General features: G+C 62.5%; 12 protein-coding genes. 6 read left to right on the top strand and 6 right to left on the bottom strand.

The genetic code is table 11. The features are described from left to right. Positions 1–224: 224 nt before the first annotated feature. Positions 225–920: an LLM class flavin-dependent oxidoreductase gene (locus K9B33_RS22000; RefSeq protein ID WP_224551266.1), complete on the bottom strand. Its 696-nt coding sequence runs from the start codon at positions 918–920 to the stop codon at positions 225–227. A 35-nt stretch (positions 921–955) separates the two neighbouring features. On the opposite strand from K9B33_RS22000, the gene K9B33_RS22005 reads away from it, so the two are divergent. Both K9B33_RS22005 and K9B33_RS22010 read left to right on the top strand, forming a co-directional pair. Then, positions 956–1,456 (top strand): transposase, encoded by a 501-nt coding sequence (locus tag K9B33_RS22005; protein WP_224551256.1) that lies wholly within the window; start codon positions 956–958, stop codon positions 1,454–1,456. Further along, entirely contained in the window at positions 1,425–2,204 is a 780-nt protein-coding gene (locus tag K9B33_RS22010; RefSeq protein WP_224551257.1) for a transposase, read from the top strand. The genes K9B33_RS22005 and K9B33_RS22010 overlap by 32 nt, the downstream gene beginning before the upstream one ends. A 157-nt stretch (positions 2,205–2,361) precedes the next feature. On the opposite strand, the gene K9B33_RS22015 is transcribed toward K9B33_RS22010, so the two are convergent. After that, positions 2,362–2,700, bottom strand: a complete 339-nt coding sequence (locus K9B33_RS22015) for a hypothetical protein (RefSeq protein WP_224551258.1) — start codon at positions 2,698–2,700, stop codon at positions 2,362–2,364. 108 nt (positions 2,701–2,808) lie between these two features. Here K9B33_RS22015 and K9B33_RS22020 point away from each other — a divergent pair, with 108 nt between their 5' ends. Both K9B33_RS22020 and K9B33_RS22025 read left to right on the top strand, forming a co-directional pair. Beyond that, on the top strand, positions 2,809–3,696 hold the full coding sequence (locus tag K9B33_RS22020) for a LysR family transcriptional regulator (RefSeq protein ID WP_224551259.1): 888 nt from the start codon (positions 2,809–2,811) through the stop codon (positions 3,694–3,696). Between the two features lie 463 nt (positions 3,697–4,159). Then, complete coding sequence (locus tag K9B33_RS22025) at positions 4,160–4,333, top strand: helix-turn-helix domain-containing protein (protein ID WP_224551260.1); 174 nt, start codon at positions 4,160–4,162, stop codon at positions 4,331–4,333. Positions 4,334–4,504: 171 nt separating this feature from the next. Here K9B33_RS22025 and K9B33_RS22030 read toward each other — a convergent pair whose 3' ends face one another. From K9B33_RS22030 to K9B33_RS22045, 4 genes are all read right to left on the bottom strand, one after another. Beyond that, positions 4,505–6,034, bottom strand: coding sequence for a DHA2 family efflux MFS transporter permease subunit (locus K9B33_RS22030; protein WP_224551261.1), 1,530 nt, complete (start codon positions 6,032–6,034; stop codon positions 4,505–4,507). Between the two features lies 1 nt (position 6,035). After that, positions 6,036–7,178, bottom strand: coding sequence for an HlyD family efflux transporter periplasmic adaptor subunit (locus tag K9B33_RS22035; RefSeq protein ID WP_224551262.1), 1,143 nt, complete (start codon positions 7,176–7,178; stop codon positions 6,036–6,038). Then, positions 7,171–8,625 (bottom strand): efflux transporter outer membrane subunit, encoded by a 1,455-nt coding sequence (locus K9B33_RS22040; RefSeq protein ID WP_224551263.1) that lies wholly within the window; start codon positions 8,623–8,625, stop codon positions 7,171–7,173. The genes K9B33_RS22035 and K9B33_RS22040 overlap by 8 nt, the downstream gene beginning before the upstream one ends. A gap of 844 nt (positions 8,626–9,469) precedes the next feature. After that, positions 9,470–10,918: an aldehyde dehydrogenase family protein gene (locus K9B33_RS22045; protein ID WP_224551264.1), complete on the bottom strand. Its 1,449-nt coding sequence runs from the start codon at positions 10,916–10,918 to the stop codon at positions 9,470–9,472. A 117-nt stretch (positions 10,919–11,035) separates the two neighbouring features. Between K9B33_RS22045 and K9B33_RS22050 the strand changes: the two genes are divergently transcribed. Continuing rightward, the gene (locus K9B33_RS22050) at positions 11,036–11,941 is read left to right on the top strand and encodes a LysR family transcriptional regulator (protein ID WP_224551265.1); all 906 of its coding nucleotides are present in this window, start codon (positions 11,036–11,038) and stop codon (positions 11,939–11,941) included. A 1,130-nt stretch (positions 11,942–13,071) separates the two neighbouring features. After that, a partial coding sequence (locus tag K9B33_RS23205) for a transposase (RefSeq protein WP_318011164.1) occupies positions 13,072–13,869 on the top strand: 798 nt, incomplete at its 3' end.

Consider the following 13,869-nt stretch of genomic DNA (forward strand, 5'->3'; position numbering starts at 1 on the left):
TCCACAGCCGATGTTGTCGCGGGCTACGCCATGGCAACGGTATGCGGGAGACTTGCGACAGCCAGACGAGCAAGGCCGCCGATGGCGAGATCGCGCCGCGTCAGATCAAGCGTCATTCTTCACTCCCGAGCATAAGGGATGAGGCAACGCCCATCGGCGGAACGGGTTTTCCATCGTGGTTTCCACGGTCACGCGCACTCGCATGGCTTTGCGCGTCCCTGCCGTCACCGGACGATCCGCGGATCGAGCCCGTATTGCGCGGGCGCGCCGAGATGATCGCGCAGCGTGGTTCCGGCATAGTCCCGGTGGAACAGGTCGCGCGCCTGGAGGACCGGAAGGACATCGTCGACGAAGGGATCGAGGCCATCTTCGTACACATCGGGCGCCACCCAGAAGCCGTCGGCTGCTTCGGCCTCGAACCATGCCTGCATGTGATCGGCGACCTCGACCGGCGGCCCCGCCACGACCGGCTGATAGTCGATCACGCCGTGCGCGAGGATATCGCGCACCGACCAGCCCTCGCGCGCGACCTCCAGCGCCCGCACCGAGCGGGGATCGCCGGAAGACGAACGTGCGGCGGCCAATTGTTGCGGCGACAGCGGTTCGTCGAGCCGGGCCGGATCGATCGGCACGCCCAGCATCTGCTGGAGATACGACGCGCGCTGCGGGAACGTCCGTTCGGTCAGCGTGACGCGGCGATCAAGCGCGGCGCGCTTGTCATCGGCGATCGTCGTCATCAGGCCGGCGATGAACTTGATCTCGTCGGGGTCGCGGCCGGCGCGTTCGGCAGCGTTGCGGAATGCCGTCCTTTGTGCGCGTCCGTCCTCGATTGTGAACGTCGCGCCGATGACCGCGCTGGCGAAGCGGCCGGCGAGGCGGAGTGCGTTAGCAGCGCGTTGACGAAGTCGGTGTGATCTGATTCAGCCTGGATACGGAAAGAAGGCGGTCAGCGACGATGGCGATGCGACGTGATGGTGATGTGCAGGCGGATCTGATCGTGTCGTGGTCAGATATACCGCGCTCTCCCGGGCACGCCTTTTACGACAAGCTTCAGAAGCTGCTGGTGGATGCCGGTTTCGACCGCTTTGTGGAAGAGGCGTGCCAGGCCTATTACGCTGCGCGGATGGGGGCGCCATCGGTACCCCCCGGCCGATACTTTCGGATGCTGCTGATCGGCTATTTCGAAGGCATTCACTCCGAGCGCGGGATTGTGTGGCGGTGTTCGGACTCGCTTTCGCTGCGCGAGTTTCTGCGGTTGACGACGCGGGAGAAAGTCCCCGACCATAGTTGGATGTCGAAGACCCGCAGCCGGCTGCCGCACGAGGTTCATGACCAGATATTTGCCTGGGTTCTGGGGCTCGTAGCAGATCATGAGCTGGTGAAGGCCGAACGGATCGGCGTGGACGGATCGACGATGGAAGCCAATGCGGCGCGACACTGGCGAGACGTATCGTGAGATGCTGACGCGCATGGCGCACGAGAGCGGCATCGAGACACCAACAGCCGACGACCTGGTGCGCCTTGATCGCAGACGCACGGGCAAGAAGCTGTCGAACACGGATTGGGAGAGCCCGGTCGATCCGGACGCCAAGGTGGCGCGGATGAAGAACGGCTCGACGCCGCTTGGTTACAAGCCTGAACATGCGGTCGATCTGGATACCGGCGTGATCGTCGCAGCGCCGATCCATCCTGCGGACAAGGGCGATACGAACACCCTCGAGGCGACGCTCGAGGCGGCTGCGCGTAACCTGGCGACAGTCGATATGGCACCGGCCCCGGACACCCCGTGCGATCTTGTAACCGACAAGGGGTATCACTCCCGCGAGGGCCTCAAGGCACTCGCAAACGGGCCGTGGAAGACCCGCATATCGGAGCCCATGCCCGCCAAAGGCATCCTGCGCTGGCACGGTGACGAGGAAGCGCAGAAGGCGGTCTACGCCAATCGCGCCCGCCTGAAATCCCGCATCGGACGCAAGACCATGCGCAAACGCGGCGAGATGGTGGAACGCAGCTTTGCCCATGTCCTGGACCGGGGCGGCATGCGCCGCGCATGGCTGCGTGGGCGCGAAAACCTCCACAAGAGGTATCTGATCCACGTCGCCGGCTTCAACCCGATGATGGCGCCGAGCAGGAGCGGTCGCCTGCGCCAGCTTCGCGTTGCTGCCGTCAGCGGGATCGCAGCGAGCAGCGATCCCAGCGCATAGATACTGATCCATTGTCCGGCCATGGCCTCGCTCACCTCCAGCGACGCCCCGATCTGCGAGAGCAGACCGGCCGGGAGGGCCTCCGTCAGGATGGTGACGAAACCGGCAACCGCCAGTGCGCAGAGCCCCGCTACCGGCAGCCGTTCGACGTGCGTCGTCACGCTGAGGCCTTCGGCAGCACCAGGTCGCCAACGGTGTAGGTGTGAAACTCGCTCGACGAGACGGTGTCGAGCTTGCGGAACTTTTCGAGGAATACCGGATCGGAAAAGAAGATCTCGACGTCGCCGGGGTCGGAGATCGCCTCGATATTCACGACAGTCAGCCCGTCGGTGCTCTTGGCGAGGTTGCTCCACAGAAAGCCTGGCTTCCGCTCGGCGACATAGTGGACGACATCCTGGATTAGCTGGAACGCTTCTTCCTGTTTGCCGGCGTGAACGTGAATGACGTTGACGATGAATGTCGTCGGGGTGGGGTAGGTTGTGAAGACGGGGGTCATGTTGTGCTCCTTGGTTTCGTAAAGCCAAGGGATAGCGGTCGGCTTTTCCCGGAAAAATGGGCCATTGTTCCAGTGACTACGGAATAAGATTCCTGTAAAGATCAAGCCATGGACAAACTCACGGCGTTCGACGCCTTCGTGCAATCGGCTGAAACCGGCAGCTTCGTGGCGGCTGGCCGCAAGCTCGGTCTTTCCGCCTCTGCGGTTGGCAAGGCGGTGGTCCGACTGGAACAACGGCTGGATGTGCGCCTGTTCCATCGCAACACGCGCAACATGACGCTCACCGAAGAAGGGCGGCTGTTCCTCGAACGCTGCCGCCGCATCTTCGAGGAGGTCGAGGCAGCGGAAGCCGAGCTTGCCCGATCAAATCGGACGCCGAGAGGGCGGCTGCGGGTCAGCCTGCCGCTGGTCGGCATGCTGCTGACACCGGTGATGGCCAAGTTCATGCGCGCCTGGCCAGAGGTGCAACTCGACCTGGATTTCAGCGATCGGCTGGTGGACGTCGTGGAGGAAGGGTTCGATGCCGTCATTCGCACCGGGCAACCATCGGACAGCCGGTTGATGAGCCGCAATGTCGGCCGGTTCAAACTGAAGATCGTCGCCTCACCCGACTATCTGGCGCGATGCGGAGTGCCGGAAACCCCTGACGATCTGGCGCAGCACCAGTGTCTTCAACAACGCTCTCCCAGCACCGGCAAGATCCGACCCTGGCCGTTTGCTCACGGGGAACGGCAGGGGAAGATTGTCCTGCCCGAACGGATGAGCGCGACGGCGGTCGATCCTCTGATCGCGTTGGCGATCGAGGGGCTGGGCATTGCCTGTCTGCCGCCCTTTGCGATCCGTAGCGAGGTCGCTGACGGACGTCTCGTGTCCATCCTGGACGAGTGGGTTGCCGAGACCGATCAGTTCAACGTGCTCTGGCCGGCCAGCCGCCAGATCACGCCCAAACTGAGGGTGTTCATCGATTTCATGGCCGAGCATCTGCAGCCGCAATAGGCATCGCATATCGCGCCGGTTCGTCCCGTTTCCGCTGTCATGGTGGCCGGCGGAGCGGCGGCTTGACGCGCGGTGCGGAAATCGGCGGCGTTTGCGTAGCTATCGCGCAGGGTATCGCGTCATAGCGTAGAATCGGCGGGACAGACGGGCCGCGCCCGATGAAGATGAGCACTACGACATTGTCATAACCCTTTGATGATTATGAAGATATTTCGTGTTGTGCGGCTATCGGCGGGTTTCTGCGGCATTTGGGTGGCTAACGGTGCCCATTTCGGGCGTTTGACGGGGTATTTCCGTTTCGTCGGCGGATTACCGCCATGCACTTGCGCCTTGGATATCCCGGTCTGGCAAACCTGCGCGCCAGCTCAATCAAATGGTAGGAACTGGGACGGTCATTCCGAGCGGAATCCGAAAGCGTGGGCTTTAAGCGTAAGCTGCCGTTCGCTTTGCCGACGGACAGCACATGACGGGCGTCGGCTATCGCCTGGCTTCCGGCATGACGATCCGGGAAATTGCGCCAGCGATCGGTGTCTCGGTCCCGACGCTCTACCGCCACTTGCCGGCACCGGCGCAGGAGGCCGATCAACGCGGAAGGGGTGGACGCCTGGTACCAGCTTTAACGCGTTCACCTTGTTAGTCGTCACGGGCTTCCCCCGATCGGAAGCATAGATGCGACTGTTGTGTATTTCCGCGCTGAGCCAGAAAAGGGACCGTCTTTATAGCCCGCTGTCCGGGATCATGCTCATTTTGCTTTTGAGTGACTTAATGGCGCAGTTCCTTTCGCGATGTCGGACCAACGAATTTGCCATCAGTGCGCAGCACCGGCCGACGGTGCTGCGGCTGGTCGCGGCGCGAGCCAGACGATCGCGGCCGCCGTGGCGAAGACGATGGCGGACAAAAGGAACACATGGTTCGTCGACAAGGCCAGCGCCTCCTGATCGACAATCCGGACAATGGAACCGCGAATCTGATCCATCGACATACCCGTTTGCCGCATCTGCTCCTCAATCGCCAAACTGTTCAACTTCCCTACGATCTCGCTCCGCGCGACGACGGCCTGGTCGTCCCATATAGTCGCGCCGATGGATCCGCCAAAGGCTCCGCCAATGGTTCGCAGGAAGGTCATCAGTCCGGCAGCCGAAGCGATCTCCTGGGGCTTGACCGATCCCAGCGCCAGTGTCGCGAGTGGAATGAAAAAGAAAGCGGTGAAAAATCCCTGCACAATCTGAGGTGTCGCCAGGGTCCAAAAGTCAGCCCCCGACGTCCACCCCACTCGCATCAATGCGACAAATCCGAGCCCCAGCAGACCGACCGAAGCCAGCATTCGTGCATCCCTGCGCTGTGTCATCTTCGCCACGACCGGCGACATGATGAAGGTGCCTACACCGACGAAGGCCATCGCATAGCCCGCCCATGTCGCCGTGTAGCCAAGGCTCTGCTGGAGCCATTGCGGTATGATAATGATGGCAGCGAAGAAGGCGGCAAATCCGATCGACTGTGCCATTACCGCCGCGGTGAACCCACGATATCGGAAGATGCGCAGGTTGACCACCGGCTGGCTTTCGGTCAGCTCCCAGGCCACGAACATGGTGAATACCACGACGGCCACGATCGCCAGACCGACGATGAGATCATATTCGAACCAGTCGTGTTCGCGACCGAGATCGAGTATGAGCTGGAGCGATCCGACCCATATAATCAGCATGATCAGGCCGATGACGTCAAGACGCACCTTGCTGGTCGGCAGGTCGATACCGCGTAGGAAGCGCGTTGCCCCGAACGCGACGAACAGGCCGACCGGCACATTGATGAAAAAGATCCAGTTCCACACGGCGTTGTCAGAAATGATGCCGCCCAGAATGGGCCCCATGATCGGTCCGATGACGGTCGTTGCCGACCATATCCCCATGGCGGTGCCGCTCTTTCCGCGTCCGAAGATACGCATCAGCAACGTCTGGCTGAGCGGCATCAGGGGCCCGCCACAGATCCCTTGCCCGATCCTCGCCGCGATCAGCATGGCTAGACTCGTCGATGAACCGCACAGGATCGAAAATGCGGTAAAGCCGATCATACCCCACATGAATGTCCGCACTGCGCCGAAGCGCTGCGCTAGCCACCCCGTCAGGGGAACGCAGATCGCTTCTGCAACCGCATAGGACGTGATGATCCAGATGCCTTGAGACGGTGCAATGCCCAGGCTGCCCGAGATATGGGAAACCGAGACATTCGCGATGGTCGTGTCCAGCACGACCATGAAGTTGGCAATTCCGAGAACGATGGCGGCAAGCACCAGCTTCCCACCCGTCAGGCGGCCATCGCCCTGCGCGGTCCCGGTCACGTCAATCGTTTCCGAGTTCGACCTCGGCCTCCATCGAGAGGCCAACGCGCAGCGGATGCTGTGCCAGTTCCCGGGGATCGAGCGCTATGCGAACCGGCAGGCGCTGGACGACCTTGATCCAGTTCCCGGTCGCATTCTGAGCCGGGATCAGCGCGAACGACGCGCCCGTGCCGCCCGCGAAGCCGACGATCCGGCCATGATATTTGACGTCTCCACCATAAAGGTCGGACGTAAGCACCGCTTTTTGTCCGGGCTTCACGCGGGTGAGCTGCGCCTCCTTGAAGTTGGCGTCGACGTACATCTGCGCCGTCGGGACGATCATCATCGCCGTGGCTCCCGGCGCCAGTCGCTGGCCGACCTGAACGGCGCGTCGCGTGACGACCCCGTCCAGCGGGGCACGAACGATTGTCCGATCGAGATCGAGGCGTGCCTGATCGACACGGGCACGAGCGGCAAGGACCTCGGGCGATTCACCTGCCGAAATGCCTCGGGTTAGCGCCTGATTGGCGGAATAGGTGCCCTGGGCAGCGCCCTTGGTCGACGTGGCCTGGGTCAGGCCGGCCCGCGCGAGCGCGACCGCGGCCTGCGCGCCGGAAAGGCGGTTGGTCGCCGAAGTCAGCTCGTCGCCAGACACCGCGCCGCTTGCACTGAGGGCGCGGCGTCGGTCATAATCGACCTTCGCGCGCGTTGCGTCCGCATCGGCAGAGGCAAGCTGCGCCCGTGCTCGCACGATCTCTGCATCGCGCGCGTTGACCTGAGCGAGCAGTCCACTGCCGGTCGCCCTCGTCTCGTTGAACTGTCGCTGGGCCCGTGCCAGCTCAGCCTCGGCAGATGCCAGGGCGATGCGGGCATCCCGGTCGTCGATACGTACCAGAACCTGCCCGTGCCGCACGGATTGTGTGTCTCCCACGAGCACCGCCGCCACCTGTCCGCCGACCATCGGCGTAACCATCGCCGTGTCCGCGCCGACATAGGCGTTGTCTGTCGAGACGCGCGAACCTGAGAAGAGGAAATACCAACCGCCGTAGCCGGCTGCGCCGAGCAGGACGGCCGCGCCGATCCCGGTGAAAGCTCGCTTGCGTGCAGATTGGCCTGTACCGGCGTGCGGTTTCTGCGTCGCGGGCGTCGATACGGTATCAGCCACGGGTTTTGTCCTTGATAAGAAGGGAAGGTGCTGCCGGCCCGGCGGGTGGAGGATTGGAATATCCTCCACCGAGGGCGCGGACGAGCGAGACGTCGAGCGCGAAGGCGCGCGTCGACAGAACAGCAGAGGCGCGCTGGTTGATCAGCACCGCATTCTGCGCGGTCAGGACGTCGAGGAAGGTCGAGAGCCCGCCTTTGTATCGCAACTGCGCGATGTCGAACGCCTCACGCGATGCTAACAATGCAGCTTCGGACTTGCCGAGGCGATCGACAAGCGCTTGGCGGCTGACCGCGACGTCGGCGACCTCGCGGAAGGCCTGGATCACCGTCGCATCATATTGTGCCACCGCCTCGTCATACTCGGCCCGTGCGCCCCTGTAGCGTGCCCGCAGCGCCCCCCCTTGGAAGATGGGCAGGCCGATCGCAGGCGAAGCGTTGCCATAGGTCGACCCCGTTTTGAACACCCGGTCCAGCCCCAACGCTTGAAGACCGATCAGGCCCGTGATGTCGAGCGAGGGATAGAACGCCGTCCGGGCAACCTTGATGCGCGCGGCCGCGGCTTCGACCCGGGCGAGGGCTGCACGGATGTCGGGTCGCCTGGCAAGGAGATCGGTCCTGACGTCGGCGGGTATGCCGTGCATGCCCGACAGACGGGTTGGCGGTGAGATCGATCTGGCAAGGTCCGGTCCCTGACCGACGAGCGCTGCGAGCTGGTTCTTGACCAGTCCGATCGCTTCGTCGGTTGCGGCAAGATCCGCCTCGGCAGCGGGAATTGCGCCGACCGCCTGCTTCAACTCCGCTTGCGTGTCGAGGCCATTGGCGACGCGTTCGGCCACCAGGCGCCTGGTGTTCGATCGTAGCGCAATCGTGTCCAGTGAGACGTCGCGTTCGGCGATGAGCCGGACCAACTCGGCATAGGCGTCTGCGATCGCCGTGCTGAGGACGAGGCGCGCCTGTGTCAGCTCGAGCGCCGCCGCGTCGGCTTCGGACATGGCGGCGCGGGCCAGCGCCCTGTTGCGACCCCATGGATCGAGGTCCAACGCCAGTTGCAGGTTGACGATCCCCGTCTCGTTCCAGCCCTTCGGATTGAATTCCCGCGGGATGCCGCCATTATAGGTCTGTTTGGTCAGATCGATGGTCGCCTGGGCGTCTACCGTCGGCAGGAGCCCGGCACGCGCCTCGCGTGCTACCGCCGATGCAGCCCGGAAGCGGGCGGCGGCCGCCGCCAGGTCAGGCGCGCGCTCTAGACCTTCCGAAATCAGGCGGGATAGTTGCGGGTCGGCATAGCCGTCCCACCAATCGTCGCGTGGCCACGCCCCTGTGCCACCGGCCAGCGTTTGTGTCCGAACCTGCGTGGGCGTCAGCGGACCGGGGCTGGGACCGAGGTCCGGCACCGCGCAGGACGCCAGACCCAATGCCGCAAGTAACGCGGTAATCGCGTTCCTCATCGCGGCAACCGCGCCTGATCGTTACCATCGCGACAATTGATGGCCTGTATGGCGCCCGGTCGGACAGGTGTCGGTAGAGCAGCGAACGTCCGCTGAATTAGGATATGGTCAAAAGGCAGACACAAGAACATCGGCACAACAGGCGCTCCATTTGTGGCGCGCGACGCTGTAGTGCTGATGGGCACGAGCGCCACTACGCCACCCTTAGGTGGACATCAGTGACGCCGTGGATATCGAGTTCGCTATGCGAATGCGGGAATACCAACCCGCGAGCTCTTTTCGGCTAGGAGGCTGTTATTATTTAGGAGCGGTCCTGTCAACCAACCGCGCAACAGGGTGTGTCTGCAGAGGGAATCCAGCCGATTGCCTCACGGATCTAACATGATGTTCCGACCAGCCCCTCACGATCTTTACGGGGGCCGCGAAGCACCACTGTCACGCAACACAGATCGCCATCGTGCAAACGGCAGGCGGCGCAGAGCGGTTTTGCATCACCGGATCAGATTGGTCGCTATCCTGTCGAAAGCGCTTTGGGCAGTCTGGCAAGCACGCGATGCCCAAGCCCCTAGGTGCCATTGCGCCATAACACCGCCGCTTCGCGGGCACGCACCGCCCTCGCGGTCGTCGCGCCGAAGCGAGGTCGCGGTGAGCGCCGGCAACGCCGATCTGATCGACCACTGCAGTCGTGCCATCATCGTTCATCGTCAAGGACCACGGTGACCACGAGCATGCCGCCCACACCTGAACACTGCCGCCGTTCTCCTCGACAAATAGCCGTGGCCGGCACGGTTCACTTGTCAGTGGACCGTGCCGGCCACGAGATGATCGGGCGAACTGGCAAGCCTTAGGCGACGTGAATCTGCTTCGACATCGTGTCGGTCTGGCGGGATTCATAGATCGTCTGAGCATCGGTCGAAGCGATGTAGCCCCAAGGGCCCATTTCTAGGCCGATGCCACTCTGCTTGACGCCGCCAAATGGTTGGGTCGGGAACACATTGTCGCTGTGCGTATTGACCCACACCATTCCGGCCTCCAGGCGCCGGGCGAGTGCCGCTCCACGGGCGGAGTCGCTCGTCCAGACTGAACCGCCGAGACCGAATTCCGTGTCGTTGGCGAGCTTCAGCACCTCCTCGACATCGGAGAACGAGATGATCGGCATGACCGGCCCAAACTGCTCCTCGTCCACGACCCGCATACCGTGACGCGCATCGGCCAGGATCGTCGGAGCGTAGAAGTAACCTTCGCGATCCAGCTTGTAACCGCCGGTGACGGCCTTAGCGCCCTTGGCCAGCGCATCTTGGACGATCTCGCTGACCTTCTCGAACTGCGCCAGGTTCTGCAAGGGGCCGAGTTGGGTGTCGTCGTCCATGCCGTCACCGAGCGTGACGGTGTTGGCGATCGCAGCGAGTTCCGCGGTGACCTCGGCGACGATGCTCTCGTGGACATAAATCCGCTTGGCGGCGATGCAGAGTTGACCGGAGTTGCGGAAACTCCCCCAGAAGATGCGCTGTGCAATGACCTTAGGATCGGCATCCGCGAGCACAATCGCAGCGTCGTTGCCGCCGAGCTCCAGTGTGACGCGCTTGACGCCGGCTGCAGCTGCCGCGGCCACCTTCTTGCCGGTAGCCGTCGAGCCCGTCATCGTGATCTTGCGGGTGAGCGGGTGCTGGGTCAGCTCGGGGCCGAAGCTCATGCCGCCGCTAACGACGTTGAGCACGCCGGGAGGAAAGACTCCGCGCAGCAGCTCGCCCAGCAGAAGGGTGGTCAGCGGGGTGTACGGCGAAGGCTTGAGGATCACTGTGTTGCCGGCGGCAAGCAGCGGCGCGATCTTGCAGGTGGCCAAGATGATCGGGATGTTCCAGGCGGTGATGGCGACGGCGGGGCCGATGGGCTGGCGGATGACGGCGGAGTACGCAATCTCGTCGTCCTGGATAACGTCCGGGGCGATCTCGAGGTCGGCGTAGTAGCGGAACACCATCGTTGCGGCAAAGATCTCGATCCCGGCGTCAGCCTTGGGCTTGCCCTGCTCCTTCACCAGGATTTCGACAAGCCGCTCGGTGTTCGCTTCGATGATGTCGGCTGCAGCGTGCAGCGCGACGCGACGCGCATCCTTGGCACTGCGCCAGGTCTTGAAGGCCTCGTGCGCGGCGGTCATGACCTCCTCGACCTGCTCGGGCGTGCACTCGGGCGCCTGCGCGAATACGGCGCCGGTCGCTGGATTGATCACGTCGAAAGTGCCGGTGATCGGCGCAGCAACGCCGTTGATTGTCTGGGTGTATACGTGCTCGGACATGAAGCCTCCGGAGAGATGAAACAGGGTTTCTGGCAGTATCCTTTCTGTGGTTTCGGACTAGTCGCGGAATTTGGACATCACTATTCCGTAAGAACAAACAATCCTCTAACATGAGGAATGGATCGTATCGCCGTCATGCGTCTCTTCGTTCGCATCGTGGAGCGGGGCAGCTTTACCGCAGCGGCGGTGGATCTCGGCCTGCCCCGGGCGACGGTGACCACTGCGATCCAGCATCTTGAACGCGATCTGGGGGTGCGGTTGCTGGATCGGACTACCCGCAGCGTCCGGGCCACGCTTGACGGTGTCCTCTACCAGGAGCGGTGCGTTCGACTGCTGGCGGATTTGGACGAGACCGAAACCATCTTTCGCGCAACCGAACCACGAGGGCCGCTGCGGATCGATCTCCAAAGCACGCTCGCTCACCGGTTTATCATGCCAGCTCTCCCCGACTTTGTTGCGCGATACCCGGACATCGCCCTGAATATCAGCGAGGGTGACAGAATTGTGGACCTCATCCCCGAAGGCGTGGATTGCGTCCTTCGCGTGGGCGACCTTCCCGATTCCGGCCTTGTCGGACGAAAGGTCGCAAGCTTGAACCAGATCACCTTGGCGACCTCCGCCTATCTCGCGCGTCACGGCGAGCCGCGAACGCCCGATGACCTCGATGGCCATCTAATGGTCGGTTACACGGCGTCAGCCACCGGCAAAACCTATCCGCTGAAATTCGGAGAGGGCTCGCAGTCCCGTGAGATCCTCCTGCCCTTTCAGATCAAGGCCCGGGGGGCTGAGACCTATACGGCCGCTGGTCTCGCCGGTTTGGGTCTCATTCAGATCCCACACAGTTGGGTCGACCATGAGATCGCAGCCGGTGCTTTCGTTCCGGTCATCACCACTACGCCTCCGCCACCTCTGCCGGTCTTCATCCTCTACCCGCAGAACCGGCACCTGGCGTCCCGCCTTAGGGTGTTCATCGACTGGATCATCGATGTGCTTCGGCCTCTGAACGGGCCGAAGGCGCCTTAGGTGAGGCCTCTCGCCGAGGGAACAGCTTGGCATCCTATGCCGGCTCCGACCATCCGCTTTGCAAAACATCGCGGATTGCGTCGCCGGTATCCTGATCGGCTTTTATGGCTCCGCTCGCCCACGCGACCGCCCGTGCTCCCATAAAGATATTCCGGGCCATCATCGTCGGTCAGGCCAAGCCCTCATCCTGCGCAGTCGCTCCGTCGTTTCCCTTCGCCTTGCGACCGAATGGGCGACACGCCGACGGCGGGCGGAGAAGGTCGACGCGGGCACACTGTACCGCGTTCCCTCCGCCAGAACCATCGCGCGTAAGCTCACGATCCGCCGCGATGATTTGTCCAAATCGGACACAGTGACCGTCGCCGCCGTAGAAACCGGCGCGCCCTCAATCATTGAAGCGCGCGAAACCGCTCATGCGCAGATGCAATACGCTAGACTTCTGGCGTCCAATACGTTCCGGTGTCGCCGTGTTTGTATTCGGTAGAGACAAATCAAGCTATCAATGCCCTCCTTCGTCGGCAGAGAACAGAATATCCTTAAGATATGGCGTTACTGATCGCGTATGCGCGACAAACAGGTGATGCCGTCAGGCGGCCTGGTGCATGAATCCTTGATGGATCTGGGCGCCATCTACGCCATGACTCACCCGACGCGTCGGCCGGCCGCCAAGACGCGCGCTTGGATCGACTTCCTATCTCGCAAGTTACCGGCCTTGGCGGTCGGATGGTGAGCCATTGCAACAACGATGGACGTTGGTGTCGCTGAAACCTACACGGTCGCGCATGTCGAACGGCAATTTGAGATCAACTTTTAAAGTGCCAGAAGGGCTGACCGTTTTGCGCTCTTGCCTCTGATTGCTCCTGCCGCGGAACGGCGCTTACCTGCGGTCAAAGGTCTTCCCTCATCGTACGCAAAATGCAATTTCGTGTCGTCGCCCCTTAACGTCGAGCTTCCTGGACTGTGGTGCGGCGTGCAAATTTGGGTCTGACTCATATTCTGTATGGCCTGCCTCGGCGAGGAGGTCGAGGAGAAGTCCGCAGATGCGCTGGCGCCTCGCTGCGTGAGGGACGTGATCGGAGAAACTGCTCGATCGGCGCCTGGACCTTTTCACCGACCTGAGCCTGGTGTTCATGGACACGACCTCGCTCTCCTTTTACGGCGCAGGCGGCGGTACGCTGGGCCGCCGTGGCCATTCCAAGGACCACCGGCCCGAGCTTGCCCAGATGATCCTGGCCGTGGTGATCGGCGCGCAGGGACGTCCGATCTGCACGGAAATGGTTCCGGGAAACACTGCCGACGTGAAGGTGCTGCTGACCATTGTCAGGCGCCTGCGCACGCGTTTTGGCATCACCCGCTCCTGCGTGGTGGCCGATCGCGGCATGATCAGTGCCGATACCATCGCCGCACTCGAGGAACTGGATATGGAATACATCCTGGGCGCGCGCGAACGCACCAGCAGCGTCATCCGCGATGTCGTGCTCAATGACACCACCCTGATGGTGCCGCTGGTCCTCGAACGGCAGGCTGCAGAAACCCAGCTATGGGTCAAGGAAGTCCGCGTCGGTGAGGGCCGCGATCCGGGCGGTCGAGGGAACATGCTCGGCCAGCAGGTCTGCATGTCGCCTGAGGCGATACCTCGATCCATCGATCTGGAGACGATGGCGTGGTCCAACATGCGATCGAGTAGTGCGGTGGTGACGACGGGGCTCCCGAAGTTTTCGCCCCATTCTGTGACGTGCTTGGCCTTTTATACCCAGCAAGGAGCGTTAGCGGGATACCGCATAGGCAAGAAAAACCTCCCACCTCGATCTAAATGCTTTTTGCAGGTCCGTACCGTCCAATTTGCTGGATTCATTGCGGAACCGTTCAGCGACACCATCGATAAGATCGCTGAGAATGCTGGCGAGCGTGGAGGCATTGACGTGGCA

The organism is Sphingobium sp. 3R8 (assembly GCF_020166615.1).
GTDB classification, from domain to species: domain Bacteria; phylum Pseudomonadota; class Alphaproteobacteria; order Sphingomonadales; family Sphingomonadaceae; genus Sphingobium; species Sphingobium bisphenolicum.